The organism is Hahella sp. KA22 (assembly GCF_004135205.1).
In the GTDB taxonomy this organism is placed as follows: domain Bacteria; phylum Pseudomonadota; class Gammaproteobacteria; order Pseudomonadales; family Oleiphilaceae; genus Hahella.
Genome location: NZ_CP035490.1, coordinates 5,975,841 through 6,002,100 on the forward strand (window position 1 = coordinate 5,975,841; position 26,260 = coordinate 6,002,100).

Consider the following 26,260-nt stretch of genomic DNA (forward strand, 5'->3'; position numbering starts at 1 on the left):
TACACTGTTCCGGATTGCGACTATATGAGAATGGTCTGCATTGACCGCTTGGAAAGTGGGGAGTCTGCGAAGGGATTAGTTTGCTCTGCTTAGTTGCTGAGAACAGAGGTACTGAAAACACCCGAGCGTTAGCTCAAAGGTGTTTTCAGTATTGATCCGATAGCTGATTTAACTCTTTTTACCTTGGCTAGAGTGTTTAGCCTCCATCTCAGCAGCCTGCTCCATTAACTTAAGCATTTCCTCTTCGGTCGTGGCTGCGTTCATTTTATTGAGGAGTTTATCTTTCTCGGATTTAGGAACTTGCTGGTCTGAGTAACTAAGCCTGCGTAGCTCAACCAGGTTCTTGCAATATTCCTCCCACTCCGCGTCTTGCTCTGGTGTCGTCCACTTCAAAGGACTGAGAGTTTTAGAGATTTTTGCGCTGGAGTGAGTGGACTTAATTTGCTCCAACTCATTAAGTGCGGAGGCCGATAGCTCGATCTTAACGCTGGATATGATGCTTTCTACAAGCTCGTAGAGCGGTTTGGGCGACACCATTGCGTCTTTCTTCGAGAGCTCTCCCGGCTCATATTGCAAAAGATGAAAATATATAAAGACGCAGACTTCATGATCAACCGGGAAAGCATATATAACCTTTCGGTCATCGCCACTGGTCACAGGCGTCACTTCAAATGACACAGCATGTATTGGATGGCGACTATCTGGTTTCCAGTTAACCGGCGCATCAAATTTGCTGCGTCCATTCGAAACCAAGTGGCCATATTCAGTAGTTAAAGCATCCGTTATGAACTGCTGGAAATGGTCAGGCCTTAATAGCGAAAAATCTTTGCTTGACGGGGTAATTCTCTGAACCGAGACTGTGGCGTCCACTTGGGCGGCATAGCCGGTAAACGCCTGTCCTCGAAAAGCCCAGCAACGCCGCAGAGGAACTATATATCTTAGTTCTTTATAGCAGGCTTCCTCACCAATCTTTCTACGGTCAGTTTCGTATAGGTTACTGTCAAATAAGTTATATTCGCCAGAAGGAGAAATATATTCTTCATAGAAGCCATCAGGAAGATGGCGGTTCATTAAAAAGCTGACTTTAGTTCCTGACAAGGAAATCTGAATAGCTTCAGCCTTTGAAAAATCTGGTCCTATTGGGATACAAGGACGCTTTTTTCGGAGCTTAAGTGTAAGCAAACTCATGGCTTATGACCTTTCTGGGATGAGCTTCACTACTATTTCTTGAAAAAGAAAACCATTTACTGATCAGCATAAAATACATCTAGGGTCATTATTTATCCCTTCAGACTTAAATATTGCCGGTTCCTGGCGGTAAATGCCCCCGCTCAAGCCGAAGCCTGATCATTTTCAAAACTTTGATCAGGTTGTTGATACTATTGATATCAGTAAAGTTAATCTGCCCAGCGAGCCAATTGTAGTATGCGCGAGTGAGGACTTGGCTTTGGCATATGGTGTTTCTAAGGCGCGGGAATTGTATAAAGAGGCCATCGCTCAGATACTATTCTGACAACGACGGCCGTTACCGGGACTTCTGGGACGAAGTCGAGCAGCCCTAATGTAGAATGCTCCTATCTTTGGGCAATCACCACTATTTCATAGTGGAGAATCGTTCCCTTTCCGCTAAGTCCTTACAGTACTCCTCCCACTCAGCATCCTGCTCAGATGTAGTCCACTTTATTGGAGCAACGTGACTCAGCTTTAACGCCGGATGCTTGCTTTGAATCTCTTCAAAGTCTTGCTTAGCAGAAGGAGTAAGTTCTAGCCAAACGCTCCCAATAATATTTTGGCATAGCTCTTCAAGGGGGCGGGGCGGTATCAGACTGTCTTGTTCTACCAACTTACCCGGCGCGTATTGGTGAAAATGAAAATAAATCCAAACACAAACGTCGTGCTCAATGGGAAATGCCAGAATTTTTTCTCTATACCCTCCCCTAACAGGACCAGAACGAACTTCAAAAGTAACCGCAGGCACATTGCCACCTAAATTCGCCGGAGTCCAGTCAACAGGAGCGTCATAGAGGCTACGGCCAAACAACACTTCATCACCATAGTCAGCGGTTAGACAATCAGTGATAAACTGCTGAAAGTCCTGGGCATTCAATAAAGAATAATCCTGTCGACCAGGCCTGACGCGCTTGACCACCAATGTTGCTCCCAACTCCGCAACATAGCCGGAAAAAATAGGTCCACGAAACCCCCAACATCTTTTTAGCGGCCTAAAAAACCAGAAAAGCCCTGTCTCATCTTCTTCATAGAGAGAGTCATCATAAAGATTGTAGCTGCCGTCAGGAGCTATCTCTTCCTCATGTGAGCTAGGCGGTTGATGTGGATTGAGCTGCAGCTTAATCTTGGCGCCAGAGAGATCCAGCTCAATAGCTTCAGCTTTGCCAAAATCTGGGCCAATCGGGACACACGGCTTTTTCGCTGTTCTCAATTTAAGCGTTAGCAGCCTCATATGCTCTCCTTCTCTAATCGAGACCTTTTGGAGGTTACCATAATTTGCGATCCGTATTTTGAATGGCCGCCTGTAAGTTGGGGTACCTGTCAAATGCTGGGATATTTGTGGCTACGGCAGAAATTACAGGAGCACTGGCGGCAATAGCGCCGCAAACACCATACAAAGGACCGGCCCCAAACGCCGCAACCATGGTTGTTACTGCGGTTCCTATCCCTTGTACGTCCTTACCATTTGTGAATAGCCCTAATGCATCGCTAGTTACTTGCTTAAGTCCGTAACCTTTCTGAGAGCGCAAACGTCTTACCATCGTTTTTACTGGCGCCCAACCTAACGCCATGCCTCCCAGAGCTTGCCTTACAGATAGCACTTGATTTTTAGCGAAGCTATCATCTGGGCTGACATGCATTCCCAGATCTCGACAAAGAACAAATGCTCTATCCGTATTAGTTGTTGCTCCACTCAAAAAGGCTGTATGGCTATCCAGCCGAACTCCCCTGTCGCGAACAATTTGAAGAGCCTGGGTAAATACGCCAGAGCCGCCATATTGTGTTACCCATGCTACAGGTTTACGCTGCTTCTGCGCTTTTACCATTACATCAGCCAGCACCTGAGCACTCTCATGAATGCGTTCGGATTTTTGCGCGTTATTCGCCTCAGCCAATCTCCAACCTCCGACAGAGCCCTCGCCTGGAGTGTACATGAGATTAAAGCCAAGTTTGCTTATTTCAGATTTAAAATGGCTAGCGGATATGTGGGCGGCTACTTCTCTGGCTGCATCATGAGGGGAAGGGTTTAAGTCCGCAACACCGACAATTATCCAATCTTCTTTATTTTTTGATTGAGGTTTGACATAACCCGTTCTACCAGCCTTCCCATCTGTTCCTCGAACCTCTTTGTCCATAATGAGCGACACATTCCAACCGCCGGTTCTCTTAGGTTTTGCAAACAACAAACCTGGCTTTTTGAAGTCAACTTGCTTTTCAAAAAAACTGAAGTCTATATCCAAGGCTTCAATTTGATACTCTCTACTAGGCGTTTCTACTATGTTGGCAACACAACCGGGAAGCATCATTCGATATAACTTATACCCAGCTATACTAAAGTCTTCGTGTACATACACACTTTTCCCCCTGCTGACGCCGGAAGTAAGTTGGCCAATTTCTTTTACAATATATGTCGCCCAATAGTCGCCTTTCTTTGATAGATCAATAAGCTTGTTGTACGTGGAAACGAGCTGAGCCGAAACCATTACCTTCTTTCCAGTACCGGGCTGACCAATACGTTGAGCAGTCATGTTGACAGCTTGATTCATAGTTAATCCCTAAGTGTTAAAAGTAGCTGATTGCCCGGACGCCCCCCTACCAAAACAGATAGACAGAGGAATCCATTGGCTTATAGCCAGGGCTGCGAGTTGTGGCGGCGAATAGCATTGAGTTGTGCGCAATGATTATTGCTTATAGTTGAAACTAAAAGTAACAAAGCCTTCCCACAGACACAAGGCGTCCGAGGGGTTATGCCATGCAGCCTAAGTGGATACCCTTGGGTAATATTTTCCCTTGAAAAATCGGGCAGATATATTTCGCACAGACAGCATTGCATGCCTTCTTTCTGGCATATTAATCCTTTGAAATAGCCCCTCTTTCCAATGAAAGGCGGCTGTCGCCATTTTTCGCATAGCTTCAATGCAAGCCTCGATCAATACATCTCCCCCCCCTACAGGGTTACCCCTAGATGGATCTCAAGTCCTTTTGAGAAATAATACGTTAGAGATGACGATGATCTCGTTAGAGCGTTTGGAAGGCGCCGATAGTCATGTCCGCGGTGTTCTCGCCTTGTTTTCCGCTGGCGCTCATGTAGTTGGCTTGGTCTCTAATTTCTTCAAAACCACGATGACGGTAGTCGCTAAAGATTTAACAGCGTCGTTCAGAACAGCCTAGTCTCAAACAGTTAAGCGGAGTGTCTTGTAAGCGAGGCGATCTGATTTTTTGTATTTGTGAAGGCGGGTGCTGATGGCTGAGCGGTGGCTGAATATTGGAAGGATATGTGGATATGTCAGATAACCCTATAGTTACCAAAACCCGATCCTTATACAGGATTTTTATACTCTGCAGCCTGGCGTTTTTGAATGCCGCTTGTGGCGGCGGTGGAGGCTCTTCAAACGGTGAAAGCTCTTCCAGCGATGGCGATGGTTCGTCAGGGGGCTCGACGGGGCTTGAAGGCACGCTCATTTTTGAGAAAGTGGTCAACAAGATTCATCAGTACGATTTGGCGACTAACGAAGCAAAGGAAGTGTTGGAACTAGATGGCGTAATAGGCGTTGATGAGTCACAAAACCTGATATTTGTGGAAGATGACTTTCAGGTTGAGGGGGACGGAGTCAATTTTCGGGTAACCACTCATACCATGGATCGTAATGGCAATGTCATTTCATCATTCGTCAAGCCAGGTAGTTTTACGCTCGACGTTGATCCCAAAGTCTCTCCAGATGGCAGCGTTATCGCGATGTATTACGAACCGGAAAACCTGGGTATACCTGCGCTGGTTTTAGTGAACAGAAATGGCGACACGCTCCGCTATTATGAGGATCAACATTCCCACATCAGAGCCTTTGACTGGTCACCTAGCGGCGTATTGTATATTGCCGAGGACGACTCGATTTATAAGGTTGATTTCCAGGTTGGGCCAGAAAAGCAGTTGGTGAGAAAGTTTAATGATAGCCATGTCTGGGACACCCTATCGATCAGTCCCAATGGAATGCAGGTGGCTTTCAGTATGAGTCAAACATCAATGACGCGGGGCAGCGGATATTTCGATTTATACGTCATGAATGTTGATGGAACTAATCTTAGAGTTATGGTGAACAACGAAGAGCACGATATCCACGGGGCCGCATGGTCACCTGATGGTAAGCATTTGGCCATTACTCGCGGAATCGATGCTCATGACGCAATCCAGCCCTGTCGCGGCGCGCTGTACATCATCAAAGCAACAGCGGCTAATCTGACTCTGGATGAGAACAGCCCTGACGTGATCTCCCTGGTCGATACGCTTGGTGATAGATTCTGTTCAAATCCCGCGTCCGTACCGATATGGGCGGATTGGTGATTCTCTGAGGTACTTTTACGAATAGGGCTGACACTTGAACGAGTCAGCCCTGAGTGCTTCTGGGTGTCGAAGCTCACCTGCTCTCCAACAACCAAACCGTCTCCGTCACTTCAGTCAGTTCTCTCAAGCCGCCTTCCACCCCAACCGTTGCAAGTGCTGTTAACGCATAGCTGTCGGCGTAGTGATGTTGGACTTCTTCGGCACTTATCGAAAATGGAGGGCCGTCCATTTGGGTTTGATCGTACTGATAACAGAGCATGAGTTGGGGGGCGTTATTGGTGAGCGCCACTAGGTGTTTGGCGTAGCTGTCCCGCATGGGTTTTGGTAGCGCCACCAGGGCGGCGCGATCGTAGGTGGCGTCGACATGTCCTAGTGTTTCAACGGTTAGATCGAAGAAGTCGCCAACGATAATATCCAGATTCTCTGCACTGTAGTGTTTGCCGGCGGCGATTTCTGATATTGCAGGCGTCACGCCCAGTTCCTCGAAGAGCTGCTCGATGGCCATTTCGCTCAGCTCACAACCGACCACGGGATGGCCCTTTGAGAGCAGCCAGGAAATATCCAGGGTTTTACCGCACAGAGGTACAAAAACGCGACTACCTTCGTCTAAATCAAGCCTGTCAAAGTTAGCGACCAGCTGTGGATTGGCATCGCTTTGGTGGAAGGGAGTATTGTTTTCCGCCCATCTTTCATGCCAGAAATTTGCATCCATAATCATTCCTCTTGTAGCCGATAAAGGGACATCGCGCCGATATCTAACAAGACTGCGCGTTGCTCCTCTGAATGTGTGGAGATAGCATACAAGCTCAAGTCGACTTGAGGTCAAGCATAAATGCCCGACAGAAAAACCATGGATATCGGCGAGGTCGTCAAACTGTCCGGACTGCCCGCTTCCACCTTGCGTTTCTACGAAGAGAAACAGCTTATCCAGCCGATTGGGAGAAATGGCCTGCGTAGGATATATGACGCGGGTATTCTGCAAAGACTTGCGCTGATTTCCTTGGGACGCAACGCCGGATTTTCTCTGGAGGAAATCGCAGCCATGCTCACACCGAAAGGCGTTGATATCGACCGCAGGCGGCTCATTGCGAAAGCGGATGAAATTGACAGGCAGATACAGCGGCTTTCCGTCATGCGCGACGGCCTGCGTCACGCCGCAGAGTGTCCTGCGCCCAGCCATCTGGAATGTCCTACTTTTCTGCGTATTTTGAATGTGGTGGATAAGGCTCAGCAAAAGAAAATAGACAAAAATGGATCACAGCATTCCTGTGCGAGGTAAATAAATTTCGAATTATGGCTTTAGCATTGCTCACTATTTTGCTCTGGCTTTCAGATATACAAATTATTCAGTCGCCTATGCAATGTGCATGATAGTGAAAGCAACGATCAGTCTTTATACTTATTATTTATCCTCACCACTGAAACGAATTTAGACTGTATAAAATGGATTTATTCTTCATACCTTTTTTATTTTTTGCGGCGTACGTCGGCTATAAAAACCACAACCCTCACGCTCGCACCATGATCGGCGCACTACTAGGATTATGGCTTTTTACTGTTTCTCCTTATATCCACTTTTACTCAGAAACATCTGCAAGCAGCTCAGTACTAAAATATTCCCTCCTATTCATCCCTCTTCTTCTTATTGTCGTAATCGGATTCACTCGCTTCGCCACCAAAGCAATATTTGTGCACAGCTCAATTAGCGTCATTCTCTTTATCGCCGGCTACTTGGTTTCCGCAGAGTTCGACAGGGAATTGAAAAGCGCAATTTCCCTGCACACGGGGTATTTTGATGGACAGCCGCCATTCCGTCCTACCAGACAGTTTGACCAAAATGCGGGTGTTCACCATGACGCGACGCCAGGCATAACACTGTCCATTCCAGACGAATGGCGGGAAAATCATATGGAGTCGACAAACTCTCTATATTTCACTTTTTCACAGGACGATAAAATTCTGGCGGAGATAAGAGTGACTTGTATGCACTCACAAGAGCTAACACTCCCTGAAATTGTCTTCAATCACTCAGGGGCGGAGTATAACCGGCTCGCTGAAAGCGCAGTGTGTTACAAGCAAGGAGATTTCCGGGCGTGTTTACTCAAAGAGAAGAAATCCCAAGATTGGGAAAAGCGCTGGCGCTGGATAGCCGCAAGCCAGCTTAGAGAGCAATTTGTGGCGTTGGATATGGTGCAATATGTTGAAGAGCCGTACTTTGGCCAAGTATTTGAGTATGTAATGTCCTCAATGAAACTTATTCCTCCCAGCAGCGAAGCCTGCCCACCAATTTCTATGAAGTGGCTCTAACATGAAACATCCCACACCGCTTTGGACCACGCCAATAAAACTGATCCAAATCAGGACGTTTAATGGAAGCCAGTGCTACCTTTCCGGGTAATACAACTAAGGAAAAAATAACAATGAAAAATACAGATACGCCTCCCCCAAAGCATTACCTATAATTTATTCCTGGTCAGGAAAAACAACTTCAAACAAATAGAAAACCCACACATCTAATGGGTTAACACTTTCCTGCCAGACATTAATTTAAAATTAAAAAATCATAACCTCAAAAAAACAAACAACCCGCATTTAATACGGATGAAGTTTAAAACAGCCATGGTATGTTGTAGCTCGACAAAATTTAATTAAAATATATTTTGCAATTAAAGGGAGTTATTGTGATTTATTCTTTTTCGTCACTACCAGAAGAAAAAACAGAGGTAGGCGGCAAGGCTTATATGCTGGCGATGATGACGCAAATGGGAATACGCGTCCCCGATGGTTTTATCTTGGACGCCAAACCCAGCCAGGAAGAGCTTGCAACCATTTACCAAACATTAGGCGATAACTTTTGCGTCGCCGTACGCAGTTCCGCAACCGGAGAGGATTCCAAAGAACACAGCTTCGCCGGGCAAAATTCCACGTTCCTGTTTATCAGAACACGGGAAGACCTGAACAACGCTATTAACAACTGCTTTGACTCTATTCTCAAGGAGTCTTCCACGACCTACCGCAAACACTTCCTCGGTTCCGCCAAAGCCGTCCCGATGAATGTCGTGATCCAGCAAATGATCGACGCCAAATACGCTGGGGTTTTCTTCACCAAAGATCCCAGAGATGAAGACAACGGCTGGCTGCTGGAATATATCAACGGCGTGGGAGAAGACCTTGTCTCCGGCAAAAAGACGCCCAGGCAGATCCATGAAAACAGCCACAGCGACGACATCAAACCGGAGCTGGTTGATGAGATCGTCAACGTGTCGCGACAACTGGAAGAAAAATATAACCAGGACTTTGATATCGAGTGGGCGATTGACGACAAGGACATCGTATACCTGTTGCAAGCCCGGCCCATCACCGCCAAGAATTCCATCTCGCAGATCAAGAAATTCGGCCTGGAGGAGCTGGAGCGCCTGAAAACCCAGTACAGCAAAGACACCACCTGGGATGGACAAACCTTCGCCGAGCTTTCGATCAACCCGAGCATTTTCTCCACCGAGCTTTGGAGCGACTCGTTCAAGAAGAACGCCGCCTTCGATAAAGCGCTGCAGAAAATCGGCTATCTGGGCTTTCGCGACATGAAAGAAGGCGAGTCGATTCTGGATAACGTCTTTGGCAAGAATTACGTCAACCTCACACAACTGGCGCCGCTCTATTTCGGGCCCATGCCCTACTCCATCGAGCCGCTGCCCAGACCTCACCTGAAGTTCCATGTCTCCAAGATCAATCTGAAGACCATTCTCTACACTCCCAAGACCGTCTTCAAAATGGTCTCGGCGGGCCTGAGCGTGAACACGCACAGGAAAGAGTTCATCAATCTCGCCAGCAAGGATCTGATAAGTTTCTCCACCATCATGGACAGGCCAAATGATCTTAGCTACTACCAGACCTGGAGCGACGACGACCTAAAAGGCCGCCTGCTGAAAGAGATGATCGTTTTCACCCGAGATACCCTGGTCTGGCCATACATTCTGATTTCCCTGACCGAGACCACGATTCAAACCCTGCACTCACTGTTGGCGAACATCTTTAACGATCAGAAAGCCGCGGAACTGATACGGCAATGGACCGGCAACGGCATTAGAACCGAAACCTTTGAGATGGGCCGCTATTTCAAAAAGGCCTGCGCCAAGCCTGAGTTACGGGGCATGTTTCTGGAAAAATACGGTCATCGCGGCCCTGGCGAACTGGATCTGATATCCAAACGCTGGATCGAACTGGGTGAGGACGCCTTCTACGATCTCAGCGTGGAGGAATATGAAAAAGGCAAAAACAACCACACCTTTATTGATGTCGAAGAAGAAATAAACCAGTTTAAAACCTTCAAAAAAACACTGGTTCTAGAAGAATGGCAGCTTCTGAAAGAGCTGCTGGAATTACGGGAAAAATGGAAAATGGCGATCCTCAAACCCTTCGCCCATTTCCGCTACATCCTGCTGGAATTCGGCAAGCGCTATGAATTGCCTTCCAATGATATTTTCTGGTTGAACGCGGAAGAAATCATCCGCTTCGATAAAGCCGCGTATGCATCGCGCATTGAAGAACGCAAACTCAAATCCAAGCTGTTCAAGCATTTCAATTTTTCCGCCGTCACCTCCATTCAGGAAATTGAGAATGTCCTGAATAACCAGCAACCACAGAACGATAACCTGAAAGGCGAAGGCATCTCTCCCGGGCTGGTCAAAGGAGAAGTGCTGGTCATCAACGATCCAAACAAATGGAAAAATATCAAATGGCCGGCGAACCCGATTGTAGTGGCGGAATCCACTGATCCAGGCTGGACGCCGATCTTCACCAAGGCCAAGGGCATTATTGTTTCAAAAGGCGGCGTGCTGTCGCACTGCGCCATTGTTGCGAGAGAAATGGGAATTCCTGCTGTCAGTGGAATCATCAACTGCCATAACAAATTTAAAGGAGGAGAGAATGTTTGGCTTGACGGAAATGATGGAACTATCCGCATCATCTAATACCCTCAGCGAAGGTTATCAATACGCTATAGTTCCAACGGTATTATTGCCCCTGGCCTTTTTGGGAACCGCCCTTAGTGTGGTAGCCACCTTTATAGCCGGAATGTTCGGCGTGAAGCTGAAAGCCGAAGGCCCCAAAAAGCTGCTGGAGCTGCTGCTCAAGCCGAAAGTGCTGTTGGCCGCGGCGGCGCTGAATCTGGCGATTTACGGCGGCTACCTTGGCGTTGATTACGTGAAAAACGGCCCCGTGCCGCAGGCGGTGCAGAAGTTCGCCAACTCGGACACCACCTATCACCAGAAAGCCAAACAGGGCGACCGGACGCTTTGGCAACAGTCCCTGGAAAACGAAGGAGTGTTCGCGCGGGGGACTATTGTTGATGGCGAGCTTTTCTTCGGCACCAATGAAGGTTACTTATACGTCGCCGACGCCGACACTGGCACGATCAAAAACAAGCTGTTCTTCGGCAAGTTTCTCTCTCCCAGCCCCACTCTTTATAAGGGGTATCTATATTTTGGGGAAGGCTTGCATCAGTCTCACAGCATGGGCGTGTATAAGTTCGACCCGGAGAAAAAGCAGGTTGTTGCGCACTTCAGGACCAACGGCCACACAGAAATATTTCCCGTATTCACTAATGCCGATGGCAAGGATTACCTGCTGCAGACAGCGGGAGATGATGGCCTTTACGCTATTAATCCCGATACTATGGAAGAGATCTGGCAGTTCAAAGGCGGCCACATGGACGGCTTCGCGCTGGTGCAGGGCGACTACGTCTATATCGGCAGCGGCATTCCCAGAGAAGGCTTCAGCATCAACAGACCGTTCGCTTACAAATTGAACCTGAAAGACGGTTCTATCGTCTGGAAAAAAGAACTGCCTTTATCCGCCTGGTATGGTCCCGTTCAAGTAAAGGATGATGTCTGTTTTATCCAGGGCGAAATTCATATCGACACCCATGTCGGCGGTCTTTCTTGCTTCACCCAATCTGGAGAAAGAGCCCATTCTCTCGTCATCAATTACCCTGTCGTGGGCAAACCTATCGTTAAAAACGACACCATCTACTTCAATGACTACTACGGCAATCTGTACGCCTGGAACGCCATCAACAACAAACTTGAGTGGGAAATCGAGTCAGACATCAAAAAAGGCTCTTACTCCTCTCTACAATTCTATAACGACAAGGAAATCATCTACGCCAAACGCACCGGCGGCGTACTCATCATCAACATGAAAAGCGGCGAAGTCCGGGAAAACGTAGACTTCGCCCAGGACGAACTCATCTACGCAGACCCCCTCGTCAAAGAAGACGCCTTCTACCTGTTTAGTATGAAGGGGAGTATTTATAAGTCGGCGAAGATATAGGGGTTTGAGATAGTAATTAGTCCCTATTAGTCCCATCAAAGTAAGGCGAGAAGATATAAAACTACGCTCGCCTTATCTTTATTGTCTTGTAAGGAATTTATCCGGACGAGACGACGAAGAGCCACATTCCAATATCATAACCATTTCTGTAGAAACCTCTCCCGGACTAGTCCACATAGGCAAACTAAATCTGATTGCGCCAGTAAATCATAGATGTTTTACTTTAAGTCGATTCGTTATACGAGACGGAGCCCTTTCTATGGAATAAAAGTGAGATAACAGGAGGATCAATGCTATACCGTTCTGTCATTGAGTTCTTTGGCATCGTCTCAGATCTAAACAAAAGTAAAGAAATATGGTTTTGGGAGCTAAAATAGTGCGTAAACAACTCGTATTTACCGCCACAATTTCTATCTTCAGCTTCGCTGCCAATTTTTTGATATTTATATTTAGCTACAACCTTCTGGCGACTCCATTTTTGCATGAAGAACAACGAGCTGATAACGCAGACTATATAATGAGCGTTACATTATCACTCTTTCTCGTCACATCGATCATAACCTGCATAGCTGTATACTTAGCTGCGCGCAGAAAGTGAATTTTTAGTAGAAAATCAAGTTAAGCTGAATTTGAGACCCCTAGCAGGGAATAAAAAATTAGCAAGGAGCCGTTTTGACCAAACTTCATAAAGGCATATCACAGGAAGAATTCGAGAACGGGTATTTCTACGCCACGGAATTAAAAGAGTTCGCCCAGTCCCTGGGGATCAAAACCGGTTCGTTACGCAAGAACGAAATTGAGCAGCATATTAAATCTCATTTGTTCGGCGTCGATCAGGGCGAGCTGCCAAAGAACGTCGCTAATCGGCAGGCCAGCGGCGCTCGCGATAAACTGGCGGCGGACTCCTTCGTCGTTAACTACGTCAGCGATAAAGCCACCAAAGCGTTTTTGCGTGAGGAAATCGCCAAGCGCGATCCGCAACTGAAAGACAAATCCGGTCAGTGGTATTGGCTGAATGACTGGCGCAAGGCGCAGATCGGCGCCAACCAGCGCATCACTTATCAGGATCTGGTGGATAAGCTGTTCCAGTTAATGACGACGCCTGGAAAGTTGCCGCGCATTCCCTCAACTCGCTTCAACAACTTTATTACCGACTTCCTGGCGGACCCAGCAAATATGAGCGCAACAAGGGCAGACGCCATGGCGGCCTGGGAGACGCTCAAAGTCATGCCTACGCAGAAAACCTATCAAGCTTACAAACAGAGCAAAGGCTAAACGCCTGGGCGGAGTGGCGCGAAAATAACTATCCTGAATAGAATCCACCCCGCATTACCAATGTGAAGCAGCCGCCCAGGAGACACGATGAGCAATCTGACCAGACAGAACGAATATGAATGTGACGTCAAAGACTGTTGCGGCGCAATCCAGCTGATTATCGAGCCCAGGGTGAAAGATCTCGGCGGCTTTTCGGTGCGCAGGACATTGCCTACCGCCAAACGCAAAATGGTGGGGCCATGGGTCTTCTTCGATCATATGGGGCCAGCCCATTTCCCCACAGGAGATGGCATTAACGTCCGCCCACACCCCCATATTGGCATCGCGACTGTGACCTATCTGTTTGACGGCGAGATACTGCACCGGGACTCTCTGGGAAGCGTTCAGCCAATCCAGCCCGGAGATATAAATCTCATGGTCGCAGGACGAGGCATTGTGCATTCAGAGCGTGAAAGACCGGAAATACGCAATAAGGATCACAGCGTGCATGGACTGCAACTTTGGCTTGCGCTGCCAGTAGACCAGGAGGAAATCGAACCGGCTTTTTACCATTACCCCGGCGCAAGCATTCCACAGGTCACCGTTGACGGCGTCGACGTGAGGGTGATGATGGGCAGCGCATGCGGCGTGGCCTCCCCGGTCAAAGTCTTTGCAGAAACCTTATACCTGGAAGCCCACCTGCAACCGGGACAAACCTTCACACTGCCACAGACGGAAGAACGCGCCGTTTATGTGGCGCAGGGCGAACTGAGAGCCAGGGACAACTTGCTTCCACAATACGCTATGGCGTTCTTCTCCAACGAACCCAACGTCACCCTGGAAGCAACTCAGGACACTCGCCTCGTTCTTATCGGCGGCGAATCCTTCCATAAACGCTTCATCGACTGGAACTTCGTTTCCAGTCGCAATGAGCGTATTGAACAAGCTAAACAAGACTGGAAAAACGGATGTTTTCCGAAGGTTCCAGGGGATGAGGAGGAGTTTATTCCTTTACCGGAATAAGCTGAAAAATTCACTCATGGCTGCGTACGATGACAGTCAAAACACGCTGCTCATCAATCTCGAAACGTCCCTCAAACTGACTCCCGGAAGGTAGCGCATCAGTGAGCGTTTGCAGTAATTCCAAGCGAAACATGCCCGACCGCCAATCAATAGAGAGCATCTTCGCCGCTTCAAATCCAAAGTAATAGCCAACCTCTGTATAGAGCGCTTTGAATAAACTTTCTTTGGCCGAAAAAATCAAAGTCAGCGCCTTAGGATCAGGGCGTTCAGCACTACCAACAAACCCATGCTCCGCTTTGGTGAGAATAGATCCAACAATATCCGCAGCCACTTTTTCGCTGAGCATATTCTCCACATCAATGCCGACGCTTTTTACCCGATCACTACAAGCTACAGCGCAAATAGCCATGTCCTGCGCATGACTGATTGATCCGGTGAATGACTCAGGCCAAACAGGCGCACGGTTCTCGCCAATCCCGACAGAAAGATCAGTCGCCTCTAACGACATTAACGCTCGCCGCGCCAAATAGCGTCCTGCTAAAAACTCAGCTCTGCGTTTCACCACCGCCCTGTCCATTGAGGCAGGCAAGTCCGTCCCAAGAAGATGGTTCACCATGTCATCTGAATAGCGATCCACAGAAAACTCACATTGGAAGCATACCCCCGGAAACCCGGGAATTTTTCGCTCAGAGAGATGCTTGATGTACAGGTCAGTTGAATCGCTCAACACGCGGTCGTCCACTTCCGTGCCCCTTGGCCATACAAAAGCGCCATGATACTAGCCGAATCCACTCATAGCGACTTTCGTTCGCGCCCCAGCCAAAAACAAGTCAGACGAGAATTAATCCATATAGCCTAACCCCCATGCCCAGTTTCAGAAATCGGTGAATCGAATAAAATTTCATCCAATTTTCCTTAGGGATGAGGCGCCGAACCTGCACAGCCAAGAGCTACTACTGCAATCCCCCACGGCTGTCTCATCATCTTGTTAATCTTTTGTTTTTTTGATACTTAACAGGAATGTTTGCAGATGAGTTTTGACAGTCAAGCCCGCTTCGGCATCGCCCCTTTCGCTCCCCAAAAACCCTTGAGACAAGGTGGTCAGCAAGGTGAGTTCATATTCTTTAGCAAAGATACTCAGGGAAAATCAGGCCGAAAGGTTTTCATCAATACAGGTCTAATTCCAATATTCATGACCCTTATTAATCCTGACACTTTTGACGGCACAGAAATTATTAAGCAAATAGTCGCGCTTAAAGGAATAGCCGGTGGCTTGCAAAGCTGCAGTAATCTCAAAAGCGCATTTGAGCATATGATCCTAATCAAGCACGTCCAAATATTTTACAAGATAATTCAGGATGGACCTGTCAAAGCTGGCGTTTACATTACAAATATTCGTCCAGCATACACTCAAGATACCAACCAATCCGGGCTATATAATGTAAACCCTCTACCGGGATCATCTCGCGCATCCATAACTCATTGCCCTAACAGCTACATAGACAGCAAATATAATTTTGCGGCGATAAATGGTGAAAGCGAAGGAATAGAAGCAGCCGCCAACAACATATTAAAAACGCATATACCAAAGACAGACTATGGAGATAAGCAAGGGTTCAGCCTATTTTACAACCCAACACACTTCGTAAACGACCTTGGGGTTTGGATAACTCCGGCCTTAAAAACCCACGATCCTGAGTCTGCAGCCAAGAAGCTAGTAGATGTATTCATAGATACAGCAAAGCACAGGCGGATTATGGGGAAAAGTAAAAAGCTAAGTTGGCTTATTATTGGCAACGGAGTTAAATTGCTTGAAATGGCTATAAACAGCATTCCGGCAGGCCTTTCTGGAAGAAAGGATCTGCTTGAGCAGCATAAATTTCAGATAGTAGACCCTAGTACAGACCCCAGCTTAGTCCTAAGAAGACTCAATAAGCTTGGTGCACATTTTGACGATCAACCAGTCCTGGCAACAAGCAAAATGTCTCGCGCAAGCGCCATCAATATGGCAATTTCCAGAAAAAACATATCTGGTGAGATCCAAGAACTCAGTAAAAATCAAAATAAGGACTATAGTAGAGCCGCACTATCGTTCTTAAACGACACGCACGATGCAAGCAAAACCTTTAGCAAAGCCCATAACTCGATGCACTTGCCAAGACATTACACTTTTGATGAAATCGTAAAACAAGCAACAGGAATGTATAAATGGTAAACCTAGGCCCTATTTCAGGCCCAGACTATAAGAATGCACCAATAACAACTATTGACGCATCGGATATAGCTGTAACGTTTAGACTGCCCGAAAAGCTTTCCAATAGTAATCCGTATATTGCGTCTCACATTGATTTGTCGTGCGATTCAGGTTTTGAAAGTCACGCTAGCATCGGATTTTCTTCACTAGAGCTTGTAGATGCAAACTGGGAATATCGTTTCATAAATAGTGATTTATTAGCTGGAAGTTTCATGCTCGGCATGAATCTATGGAGAGTAGATATCAACCAGCATAACTTGAAAAGCCTATTAGACCCCCAAGACTACCAAAAGTGGCTATTGAACTATTTTGAAGCGGTATTTCAAAGTGCTGGCGAAGGCAGTCCATCCTTTTGGCGGCCCACCAACACCGGTGATTTAAAGGCATTTAAAAAAGACGGAATGCCTTGGTTGAAAGGACGATTTGGAAGTCTGGATATTCACCGTCTTTATTACTGGGTAAACACGCCTATTACCAGTGATCTATGCCTTCACTTTACGATCATACTTTCCGGATTTGTAGAAGACCATATAGCCCCGAAGGAGGAAGTGGACAAAATGCTGGATGGCTATATTGATGACTTCCTCGAACACTTCCACATCCAATATTCCCCAGAAACTCTGGCGGAAATGGAGAAGTACAAGTAACTTCAAACGGCGCATTGCATGGTGCGCCGTTTCTCCTTCCTCCCAATCATCAATCTCCGCTCCCCTCTGCTCACTTAACCTTTAGTCCGACAGGGTTAATGCTTAGATCGTATGTCTAATTATCCAGACAGTTAGCGGGCTTTATAGTGCTTCGACAGCTATTATTTAATCAGGCGACAAATACTTTGATATACAGAGCGCATTGCCTGACGTTTTTGAGCAGTTAACAAGGTAAAGCCATGTCATCGCAAACGACGGATAAACGACAACTGACGCTGCAGTTTCTCGCGGAGCCCACCGACGTCAACTTCGGGGGCAAAGTGCACGGCGGCGTGGTGATGAAATGGATTGACCTCGCCGGTTACGCCTGCGCAGCCGGATGGAGCGGACGCTATTGCGTGACCGCTTATGTGGGCGGCATCCGCTTTATTTGCCCTATCCATATCGGCATGTTGGTGGAAGTGCAAGCCAAGGTGATCTACACCGGCCAGAGCAGTCTGCACCTCGCTATCGACGTATATTGCCGTGATCCTATTGAGCAAGAACGCAAAAAAGCCACGCACTGCATCATGATCTTCGTCGCCATTGATCGTGATGGTAAACCGGTGAAAGTGCCAACCTGGGAGCCGAAAACCAAGAAAGACGTCAAGCTGCGCGACTACGCCTTGAAGCTGATGAGCCTGCGTCAGGAAATCGACGAGGAAATGAAGGACTACTTCAACGAGTAACCGCTCGCCTACCTCAAGCAGGCCGCCTTAAGATCAGGGGCGACCTGCTCGTTGACCAAAAGCTAAAGCAGACTCTACAAACCCTAACACTTTCGCCTCAATTTTGCTGTTTCGGTCCCCTCGGTTTTCCACTAATATGCCCGCCCGAGCCACGCTCCGTCGCAATGTTTGAAACCGGCCAGCCTGTCCAGGTTTAGGCCTCATTCCATGTTGCGACGCAGGGCTTTGACAAAACATCTTCAACGTCAATATCGCTTAATTTCTCGACAGTTTCGCAAAAATCAAGTATGGATGAGGATCTATCGGCCAAGCATGGCGGGTGGTCGCCACCGAAACAGGAGTTTAAAGACAAAGGGTACACTGACGCGGAATACCGGATTCGGTAGAAAGGTGTTTGTACGTGGTTTCTCAAAACACTTTGCACGAGATTTAAGATGTCATTTGTTATACGGTCCAGCGCCTCTTATCTCCCACAGGGCAGGATTTCAGCGGAAGAACTGGATCAACGATTAAGTCTGGAGCCTGGAACCAGCCGTAGACGCTACGGCGTGGATTACCGCCATTACGCTTCCCCAGGCGAGTCCGCGCTGTTTATGGGAGCGGAAGCCGCCAGCGCCGCCCTGGACAGAGCAGAATTACAGTGGGCGGACATCGACTTGCTGGTGTGCGCCAGCGGCACCTCCCATCAGGCGCTTCCCTACAACGCCGCCGGCGTCTTAGCGGAACTGCAGATCGCAGAGTCGTTGGCCACAATGGACGTCAACGCCAGTTGCCTGTCGTTCCTGGCGGCGCTTGAGTTCAGTCATTGCGCCATCGCCAGCGACCGCTATCGCCGGGTGATGATCGTCTCCAGCGAAGTGGCCAAGATTGGCGTTCAGGACACCAAACCCGAGACAGCCACCCTGTTCGCAGACGGCGCCGCCGCGTTTGTGCTGGAAGCCTCCAAGGATAGCGCGGGATTGCTGACCAGTCTGTTTCAGACTTACCCGGAGGGATATTCCCTATGTCAGATTCGCGCAGGCGGCAGCGGCTTGCATCCCACGCGTAATCCCATGGACGCGGTTGCGGAAGGCAGCTACTTCGAAATGCATGGCAAAGCGCTCTACAAAATGGTCTCCAAACTCGCGCCAGACTTCATCCGCCAAGGCCTGGGAAAAGCACAGCTCACGCTATCCGATATCGCCCATATCGTGCCTCACCAAGCCAGTCACGCAGGTCTCGCGCACTTGGTTCACCGGCTCGGTCTGGATGAGGACAAAGTGGTTAACTTGTTTGCGACCATGGGCAACCAGGTCGCCGCGTCACTGCCCATTGCATTGGACCACCTGCTGCGCAACAAGCACGTCGCCCGCGGTGAGCTAGTGATGTTGTTCGGCTCAGCGGCGGGCCTGTCGCTGGGGTTGGGAGTGCTAAGTCTGTGAAGATACTGGTGACCGGCGGGACCGGTATGTTAGGCCAGTCTATCGTGCGCAAGTATCAGGATCGCTTCGACATCCGTTTTATGGGCCGGAATCAATCTCTGGGAGCGCGAATCGCCTCGGAGACCGGCGCTGAATTTTCCCCAGCGGCCCTGCAGCAGCAGGCGCTTCTGCATCAAGCCTGCAAAGGCGTAGACGCGGTCATCCACTGTGCGGCGCTATCGAGCCCCTGGGGAGCGCGCGAGGAGTTCGAAGCCGCCAATGTCGACGGAACCATTAATATCCTCGCAGCGGCGGAGGCTAACGGGGTGCAGAAGTTCGTGCACATTTCCACCCCCAGCCTGTATTTTCAGTTCCGCGATGCGCTGAATATTCCAGAAACCCAGCCTCTTGGCCCTCGTTTCTGTAATGACTACGCCGCCACCAAAGCCCGTGCCGAGCATCTTGTCACCGCCAGTCCGCTGCATACGGTTATCCTGCGGCCACGAGGCATATTCGGCCCTCATGACAACGCCATTTTGCCCCGCATCATAAGCGCTGTGCGCAAAGGCGTTCTCTGGTTGCCTTCCGCCCGCAATCCCGAAATTGACCTCACTTACGTCGATAATGTCGCCGATGCGGCGATCCTGGCGTTGCAACAGCCAGTGGAACGCGGCTCCGTCTTCAACATCAGCAATGGTGAGCCTGTGCGGTTGCTGGATGCGCTCACCCAGCTTTTCAACGCGATGGGGCGGCCTACGCCGATTAAAACGCTCCCCTATGGCGCGCTGGCGCCAGTGATCGCCGGCGCAGAGTGGCTGCGGACGCACCTGCCCGGACGACCTGAGCCCAAGCTGACCCGCTACAGCGCGGGCCTGTTCCACTACCATCAAACCCTGGATATTTCCAAAGCGCGCACCCAGCTTGGCTACGCGCCCGCCGTATCCATTGCTGAAGGAATCGAGCGCTATGTCCACTGGCGTCAAAGTCAGGCTGTTTGAGGCAGGCCATTGCGTGCACCCCGGCTTTATGGTGAAACCGGGGTTAGGCCTGGCGCCGCGCAAGTTCCCCGCCGGAGTCGCCGTGGTCGAGCATCCCCAGGAAGGCGTCCTGCTGTTTGATACTGGCTACCACCAGCGCTTTTCCCAATGCACACAGCATTATCCTGAGCGCTTTTATGCGCTGGCGACGCCCTGCTCGCTGCAACACGGAGAAAGCCTGAAAGAGCAATTGGCGACGCAGAAAATCCTCGCGGATCAGGTCAGACATGTGGTGCTGTCCCACTTTCACGCCGACCACATCGCTGGCGTCTGCGACTTTGAAAAGGCGACCCTGCACTGCCATCCCGCTGGCCACCGATTTCTGACGCAAACCGGACGACTGCGTCGTCTGCGTAAAGGCTATCTGAGAGATTTACTTCCCGCTCAGGCGGAAGCGCGCCTGTCATTCACGGAGAGTTTTCCGTTGGATCTGGCCGATATCCTGGAAATGCCGACGCAACCTCTGGGACTGGGCGCTCGCGATCTGTTCGGCGATCAGACGCTGTATCTTGTCGCCCTGCCCGGCCACGCCGCCGGCCAGATGGGACTACTCGTTCGCTTGCAGGACAAATTCCTGTTTCTGCTCGCAGACGCCTGCTGGCTGGTGGACAACCTGCGCGACGGTGTGGATCAGCATTGGCTGGCGAACATTATCTGCGATGACCGCAAGGCTTATCGCGACACGCTGGAAAAACTGCGTCGCTGCTATCGCGACATGGCGGACAAAGTCATATTCGCGCCGTCCCATTGCCAGGACACGCTAGGCGCACTAATACAGCAAGGCTGGCTTAGTTAAGGCTCATTGATGGAAAAGCTCATCATCCTCCGCCACTTTCTCGCCAGCCGCTATCGACGCTTTCAGTCACGAGAGCAGCTGGAGTCCTGGCAGTCGCGGCGACTGCGCCGCCATCTGGATTGGGTGTGCCGCAATGCGCCGTTCTATCAGGGATATATGGGAAAGCCGCTTCAGGATTTTCCCATCATGTCCAAAGCGCTGATGATGGACAACTTCGATCAGCTGAACACGCGCGGCTTACAGCGGGACCATCTGTTCGATATCGCACTTGAAGCGGAACAAAGTCGGGACTTCAGCCGATCGCAGCTGGGCGACGTCACCGTGGGACTCTCCTCCGGTACGTCCGGCCGACGCGGGCTGTTTCTGGCCTCCCGTGCGGAACGTCTGGAATGGGCCGGCGTTATCTTCGCCAAGCTCTTGCCAAGCCTGTTGGGACGCCATCGCATAGCCTTGCTGTTACGAGCGGACAGTCCTCTGTATCAGACCGTCAATCGAGGACGCATCCAGTTCCACTATGCCGATCTGACACAACCACAGGAACAATGGCTGGCGGCGCTGGAAGCGTTTCAACCCACCCTGCTGGTGGGCAGCGCCCAGGCGTTGCAGCTGTGCGCGCAGAATAGCGACAGGCTGCAACCGCAATTGATCATATCCGGCGCTGAGGTGCTCACGCCTTCCGACAGAGCGCTTTTGCAACAGCGGTTCGCCTGTCCCATCAAAGAGATTTATCAGTGCACCGAAGGCTTTCTCGCCTGCACGCAACAGGATGGCGTCTTGCGATGGAACGAAGATTTTGTGCATATCGAGCCGCATTGGCTGAATCCGGAGAAGACGCACTTTTCCCCTATCGTCACCGACTTCCGCCGCCGCACCCAGCCGATTATTCGTTACCTGTTGGACGACGTGATCGAAGCCGGCGATGAGCCCGGCGTGTTTCGCGCCCTCCGCAGCATCGGCGGCCGTACGGGCGATGTACTGCAACTGCCGGGGGCGTCTTCGACGGTGACGGTTTTACCCGACTTATTGTATCGCGCCGCCGCCCTGGCCTGCCCAGAGCCTTTGGACTACCGCATCAGCCAAATTGAGGCCACGCGGTTACGCATTGAAAGCGACCGCCGCCACGGTGATATCGAACAGGCCATACGCGCCGCGCTGACAAAGTTGGGCGTAATCGAAGCCCTTAGTTTTGAGCACAGTCCGCGTCCACAATGGACGCCCTCACAGAAACAACGCAGAGTAATCAATTTATGGTCGTCCTGATCACTGGAGCCCGTGCGCCTGTCGCGCTGGATTGGGCCCGCATCGCGATTAAATCCGGTCATCAGGTCTGGCTCGCGGATAACCTGCGTTGGCCATTGGGGCGTTACCTGCAAGGGGTGCAGGGCTACCTGCGTCTGCCGCCGCCCAAAGGCGACCTGAGCGCTTACGCCCACGCGTTGGAGCATCTGCTGCGGAAACACAAGGTCGATCTGCTGATCCCTACCTGCGAAGAAATTTTTTATCTGGCCCAGGCGCGTCCCCATGTGCAGGCTGACGCGCATTGGTTCATGCCGGAAACGGAGCTGTTGTTCCGCCTGCACAGTAAGCTGGACAGTCTGTCGATCATGCATGGTCTTGGGGAAGTGCAAGCGCCGGAAACCCATCTGCGATGCAGCCCCGATGAAATAGAGAACAATCCTGACACTATCCTGAAACCCGTGTACTCCCGCTTCGGTCGTCAGGTGATCCGCAGTCCGCATCAAGCAGCACTCACGCCCTCGCAGATCAGCGCCGCCCGCCCCTGGGTGCAGCAGCGCAAAATTGTCGGTCAGGCGATCTGCAACTACGCGCTTTTCGATCAGGGCAAGCTGATCGCGCATCAGGCCTATCTGCCGGAATACTGTTTCAATCAGGCCGCCGCCAGTTATTTTGAGCCCTATACGGACCCACGTCTGGAAGAATTCGCCCGCCAGTTTGGGCAAAGCACGGGGTATCACGGACAGGCCGCCTTCGACTTCATTGAAGAAGACGGGCGGCTTTATGTTCTGGAGTGTAACCCTCGCGCCACCAGCGGCCTGCACTTGTTGCGGCAGACCCTGCGCATTGATGAACAGGGCCGATTTGCATACACGCCGGGTCCGGCTCAACCATTTCGAATCGGCGCCACGCTGCCTCTGTTTTTTGGCGCGCCGTCCCTGCTGCAAGGCAAGTTCGGCCGTTTGCTGCATGACTACCGCCGCGCCCAGGACGCCCTCGCCGACGAGCAAACGCCCTTATTGCAACGAGCGCAATGGCTGGCGTTGACGGAGATGTTTTATCGCTCCGCCCGCTTTAGGCGTCCATTAACCGACGCCAGCACCTTCGACATTGAATGGGACGGCCCTGACGTCAACGTCGACGCAGATCCCGCGCAGGACGCCTCATGCTAGAGGCCAATGAGCTGCATCGCCGCTTCGTCGCGCTGATGCAGCAACCCGGACTGATCCGCAATCTCACTACGGATATTGTCGCCTACGAACAAAACGGCGTGGTGGCGCCCGCCAGCGTCAATGACTACCACCCGCAAAACTGTTACGTGGTTTCGCCGCTGACGCAGATTATCTATTACGCCCGCGATGAGTTGCCGAAAGTGGAGTCGGCGCTGTTACGTTATTTCTGCTTTGGCCTTACGCATTTGCTGGAGTGGCCGTTCAGGCTGGCGCGGCTGGACCGATTGCAGGTGCTCAACAATCAATGTCTCTCCACTAATTTTTACAGCGCCAACTGGCGAGATCTAAGTCTGCGCGAATTGCGCGAGCAGGCGTTATCACGCTTTCCCCAACACGCACTGATGTTACGCTCGCTAAATGCCCGACAGCACCCTGACATCATCGCACAGGCGCGCGAGGACGGCTGGTTGCCGATCATCAGTCGCCAGGTATATCTGTTTCTTGATCGTGAGCAGTGGTGGAACAGAAACAACACCCGCGCGGATGATCGTCTCCTGCGTCAACCGAACTGGTCATTCAAAGAGTTGGACCCGGATGACGAAACGCAGATGGCGCGGGCGGAACAGCTCTACAACCAGCTATATCTGGAGAAGTACAGTCTCCATAATGTGCGTTTTAGCGCCGCCTATCTGAGCGCATTCAGTCGCAATGGTTTGCTGAAGTTGTTCGGCCTGTTTCATCGGGATGAGCTGTTAGGCGTGGCGGGCCTGTTCGGCGTCGACCAGACCCTGACTGCGCCCGTTGTCGGTTATGACACCCGCTTGCCCGCCAAAATGGCGCTATACCGACGCATCATGGCGTTCGTGATCCGCTACGCCATGGACAACAATCTGCAGCTTAACCTCAGCTCCGGCGCGCCGGACTTCAAAAAGCTGCGAGGGGCTGAAGCGGCGATTGAGTACAGTTATGTCTACGTCGCTCATCTTGGGCCTTACCAACGCGCAGTTTGGCGCGGCTTGTCTCTGCTGACGGAGAAGCTCTACCGGCCTATTCTGGAGAAGTTCGAGTTATGAGCGCGCCGGAGGCTTTTCCTTATCCCGGCGTCACTGGCGGCTGGTTTCCTTTGCTGCCTGCGGCGAAATTACGCGACAAGCCGGTAGCGGCGAGTTTGCTGGGGGAAGCATTGGTCCTGGCGCGACTGGAAGGCAAAGCCCGCGCGTTTCAGGACCGTTGCCCTCATCGCTTGATCCCGTTGTCACAAGGAAATATCTGCAATGATCGCCTGGCCTGCCGCTATCACGGTTGGGAATTCGACGCGACGGGACGCCTGCGCCACACCCCTGGCGCCACAGAGTGCGGCGCGCGTGCGACCTTGCAAAGCTATGCTCTACAGGAGCGGGATGGATTGATATGGGGCAGCCTGAAACCTACGCCAGTCGAATCGCTGGTTGGCTTTTCCGAGCTGCCCGGTTATGTCTGGACTCAGGCTTATCGCCGTATCCGCTGCAGCCTGTTTCATACCATTGAGAATTTTCTCGACCCCTGTCATACCCCCTATATCCATCAGGGCCTGTTACGCAGTCAGGGGCCTCAGCAAATGCAGATTGAGCAGACCGTCAACGCCGCTGGTTTTGCAACCCATTACAGACTGACGCAGAAGCAGAATGGCTGGATCAACCGGCTGTTCGATCCGGGGGTGGATCAGAACATCGCACGCTTCAAACTTCCCGGCTTGGTGGAACTGGACTATCTCAAAAATGGACGCCTGCTGTTTCGCTCCGCCCTCTACTTTGTCCCCCACAGCGCCGACGACACCGGGATTTTCGTCAGGCTATACGCTCCCCGTTCCTGGATACCCGCCGCCCTGCGTTTTGCGCTGTTCAAGCCCTTCGTTCACACGCTCTATGTCCAGGACAAACAAATACTGGAGCAACAGCAGCTGGCGCAACAGATCTATGGCGAACGCTATCTCTTTTCCCACACGGATGTGGCCGCGCGGCCCTTGTGGGCTCTGCTGCATGGTCAGTCGCCCAGCCCCTCCGCACTAAAAGAGTTGAACTTCCAAACGACTCCCTGATCCAAACAACAGTGATCATTGAATAACCTTAACTATCTAATTTTCGTCTGGAGAATTAGCCTGAAGTGCGCGGTCATCACGCAAAAAACGGGCGACAAACAAGGGAGAGGATAAGGATGAACTACGATAAACAGCTGATTATTGTGTTGTTAACTGAGCCCAAGGATAACCTGCGGTCTTTTGGGAACAATCTCTATCGAAAGCACCCTGACAAATCGGAACTGGTGGAGTATGACGTGGCGACCAAAACCCACGTCGTCATCAATAGCGCCGGCTTGGGCGCGCTGACGGAGAACTCACGCATCCAGCTTGTCGGACACGGCGACTTGAATGGCGTGTCCTGCGCAGGGAAGTATGGCAAAGCGCTAGCGACTTTCATCGCCAATAAAGCCGCGCCGGGACTGAAGCAAATCAAGAAAATCAGTCTGACCGTCTGTTACGCCGCCGGCAACGCCACCCAGCCAAACTTCGACCCCGCCAACAGTTTCGCTGCGGAGTTTCATAACTCACTGAAGCAGGACCACGGGGTGATAGCGAATGTCACCGCCCGTCCGGCGACCATGATCGTCAACGCGCAGGGACAGAAGGAAACCCGCTTTAACTACGGCGGATTTGGAGAGCCTTACCGGCATCAAGGCGATAACACCAAATATCTGTTTTCATGGGACGGCGGCAAACAGGTGATCGCCAACCTGAGGGAGCCGGCGGATATGATGGAAGTAGATTGAGTGGTCTCT

General features: G+C 50.7%; 23 protein-coding genes. 18 read left to right on the forward strand and 5 right to left on the reverse strand.

Annotation, left to right across the window (positions count from 1 at the left end; translation table 11 throughout):
* Window positions 1-168: 168 nt before the first annotated feature.
* The 3 genes from EUZ85_RS26395 to EUZ85_RS26405 form a co-directional block, all read right to left on the reverse strand.
* A complete protein-coding gene (locus tag EUZ85_RS26395; protein WP_127973124.1) occupies window positions 169-1,188 on the reverse strand; it encodes a hypothetical protein in 1,020 nt (339 codons plus the stop codon).
* A gap of 406 nt (window positions 1,189-1,594) precedes the next feature.
* Window positions 1,595-2,461 (reverse strand): hypothetical protein, encoded by an 867-nt coding sequence (locus EUZ85_RS26400; protein ID WP_127973125.1) that lies wholly within the window; start codon window positions 2,459-2,461, stop codon window positions 1,595-1,597.
* A gap of 34 nt (window positions 2,462-2,495) precedes the next feature.
* Window positions 2,496-3,776, reverse strand: a complete 1,281-nt coding sequence (locus EUZ85_RS26405) for a hypothetical protein (protein ID WP_127973126.1) — start codon at window positions 3,774-3,776, stop codon at window positions 2,496-2,498.
* A gap of 737 nt (window positions 3,777-4,513) precedes the next feature.
* On the opposite strand from EUZ85_RS26405, the gene EUZ85_RS26410 reads away from it, so the two are divergent.
* Window positions 4,514-5,569 (forward strand): PD40 domain-containing protein, encoded by a 1,056-nt coding sequence (locus tag EUZ85_RS26410; RefSeq protein WP_127973127.1) that lies wholly within the window; start codon window positions 4,514-4,516, stop codon window positions 5,567-5,569.
* A gap of 73 nt (window positions 5,570-5,642) precedes the next feature.
* Here the strand turns inward: EUZ85_RS26410 and tmpT are convergent, their stop codons facing one another.
* The gene (gene tmpT, locus EUZ85_RS26415) at window positions 5,643-6,281 is read right to left on the reverse strand and encodes a thiopurine S-methyltransferase (RefSeq protein WP_127973128.1); all 639 of its coding nucleotides are present in this window, start codon (window positions 6,279-6,281) and stop codon (window positions 5,643-5,645) included.
* 120 nt (window positions 6,282-6,401) lie between these two features.
* Between tmpT and EUZ85_RS26420 the strand changes: the two genes are divergently transcribed.
* The 6 genes from EUZ85_RS26420 (at window position 6,402) to EUZ85_RS26445 (ending at window position 14,176) form a co-directional block, all read left to right on the forward strand.
* Window positions 6,402-6,848 (forward strand): helix-turn-helix domain-containing protein, encoded by a 447-nt coding sequence (locus EUZ85_RS26420; RefSeq protein WP_255509298.1) that lies wholly within the window; start codon window positions 6,402-6,404, stop codon window positions 6,846-6,848.
* A 164-nt stretch (window positions 6,849-7,012) separates the two neighbouring features.
* Window positions 7,013-7,876 (forward strand): hypothetical protein, encoded by an 864-nt coding sequence (locus tag EUZ85_RS26425; protein WP_127973129.1) that lies wholly within the window; start codon window positions 7,013-7,015, stop codon window positions 7,874-7,876.
* Between the two features lie 374 nt (window positions 7,877-8,250).
* On the forward strand, window positions 8,251-10,539 hold the full coding sequence (locus tag EUZ85_RS26430) for a PEP/pyruvate-binding domain-containing protein (RefSeq protein ID WP_127973130.1): 2,289 nt from the start codon (window positions 8,251-8,253) through the stop codon (window positions 10,537-10,539).
* The gene (locus EUZ85_RS26435; RefSeq protein ID WP_127973131.1) at window positions 10,496-11,899 is read left to right on the forward strand and encodes a PQQ-binding-like beta-propeller repeat protein; all 1,404 of its coding nucleotides are present in this window, start codon (window positions 10,496-10,498) and stop codon (window positions 11,897-11,899) included. The genes EUZ85_RS26430 and EUZ85_RS26435 overlap by 44 nt, the downstream gene beginning before the upstream one ends.
* 672 nt (window positions 11,900-12,571) lie before the next feature.
* Window positions 12,572-13,174 (forward strand): SAP domain-containing protein, encoded by a 603-nt coding sequence (locus tag EUZ85_RS26440; RefSeq protein WP_127973132.1) that lies wholly within the window; start codon window positions 12,572-12,574, stop codon window positions 13,172-13,174.
* An 87-nt stretch (window positions 13,175-13,261) separates the two neighbouring features.
* Window positions 13,262-14,176, forward strand: a complete 915-nt coding sequence (locus EUZ85_RS26445) for a pirin family protein (protein ID WP_127973133.1) — start codon at window positions 13,262-13,264, stop codon at window positions 14,174-14,176.
* Between the two features lie 10 nt (window positions 14,177-14,186).
* On the opposite strand, the gene EUZ85_RS26450 is transcribed toward EUZ85_RS26445, so the two are convergent.
* A complete protein-coding gene (locus EUZ85_RS26450) occupies window positions 14,187-14,918 on the reverse strand; it encodes a 4'-phosphopantetheinyl transferase (protein ID WP_206617954.1) in 732 nt (243 codons plus the stop codon).
* Window positions 14,919-15,206: 288 nt separating this feature from the next.
* Between EUZ85_RS26450 and EUZ85_RS26455 the strand changes: the two genes are divergently transcribed.
* The 11 genes from EUZ85_RS26455 (at window position 15,207) to EUZ85_RS26505 (ending at window position 26,251) form a co-directional block, all read left to right on the forward strand.
* On the forward strand, window positions 15,207-16,391 hold the full coding sequence (locus EUZ85_RS26455; protein WP_127973134.1) for a hypothetical protein: 1,185 nt from the start codon (window positions 15,207-15,209) through the stop codon (window positions 16,389-16,391).
* A complete protein-coding gene (locus tag EUZ85_RS26460) occupies window positions 16,385-17,077 on the forward strand; it encodes a hypothetical protein (RefSeq protein ID WP_127973135.1) in 693 nt (230 codons plus the stop codon). The genes EUZ85_RS26455 and EUZ85_RS26460 overlap by 7 nt, the downstream gene beginning before the upstream one ends.
* Before the next feature lie 239 nt (window positions 17,078-17,316).
* The gene (locus tag EUZ85_RS26465; protein WP_127973136.1) at window positions 17,317-17,805 is read left to right on the forward strand and encodes an acyl-CoA thioesterase; all 489 of its coding nucleotides are present in this window, start codon (window positions 17,317-17,319) and stop codon (window positions 17,803-17,805) included.
* 434 nt (window positions 17,806-18,239) lie between these two features.
* Complete coding sequence (locus tag EUZ85_RS26470) at window positions 18,240-19,226, forward strand: 3-oxoacyl-[acyl-carrier-protein] synthase III C-terminal domain-containing protein (RefSeq protein WP_206617955.1); 987 nt, start codon at window positions 18,240-18,242, stop codon at window positions 19,224-19,226.
* Window positions 19,223-20,203 carry an NAD(P)-dependent oxidoreductase gene (locus EUZ85_RS26475; RefSeq protein WP_127973137.1) on the forward strand — a complete coding sequence of 327 codons (981 nt, stop codon included), beginning with the start codon at window positions 19,223-19,225 and terminating at the stop codon, window positions 20,201-20,203. The genes EUZ85_RS26470 and EUZ85_RS26475 overlap by 4 nt, the downstream gene beginning before the upstream one ends.
* Window positions 20,172-21,038: an MBL fold metallo-hydrolase gene (locus EUZ85_RS26480; protein WP_127973138.1), complete on the forward strand. Its 867-nt coding sequence runs from the start codon at window positions 20,172-20,174 to the stop codon at window positions 21,036-21,038. Before EUZ85_RS26475 ends, EUZ85_RS26480 begins: the two co-directional genes overlap by 32 nt.
* Window positions 21,039-21,047: 9 nt before the next feature.
* A complete protein-coding gene (locus tag EUZ85_RS26485) occupies window positions 21,048-22,298 on the forward strand; it encodes a F390 synthetase-related protein (protein ID WP_127973139.1) in 1,251 nt (416 codons plus the stop codon).
* Window positions 22,286-23,446 carry a carbamoyl-phosphate synthase large subunit gene (locus EUZ85_RS26490; RefSeq protein WP_164887367.1) on the forward strand — a complete coding sequence of 387 codons (1,161 nt, stop codon included), beginning with the start codon at window positions 22,286-22,288 and terminating at the stop codon, window positions 23,444-23,446. Before EUZ85_RS26485 ends, EUZ85_RS26490 begins: the two co-directional genes overlap by 13 nt.
* Window positions 23,440-24,519, forward strand: a complete 1,080-nt coding sequence (locus EUZ85_RS26495; protein ID WP_127973141.1) for a GNAT family N-acetyltransferase — start codon at window positions 23,440-23,442, stop codon at window positions 24,517-24,519. The genes EUZ85_RS26490 and EUZ85_RS26495 overlap by 7 nt, the downstream gene beginning before the upstream one ends.
* Complete coding sequence (locus tag EUZ85_RS26500; protein WP_127973142.1) at window positions 24,516-25,523, forward strand: Rieske 2Fe-2S domain-containing protein; 1,008 nt, start codon at window positions 24,516-24,518, stop codon at window positions 25,521-25,523. Before EUZ85_RS26495 ends, EUZ85_RS26500 begins: the two co-directional genes overlap by 4 nt.
* Before the next feature lie 116 nt (window positions 25,524-25,639).
* Window positions 25,640-26,251 (forward strand): C80 family cysteine peptidase, encoded by a 612-nt coding sequence (locus EUZ85_RS26505; protein ID WP_127973143.1) that lies wholly within the window; start codon window positions 25,640-25,642, stop codon window positions 26,249-26,251.
* Window positions 26,252-26,260 lie beyond the last annotated feature (9 nt).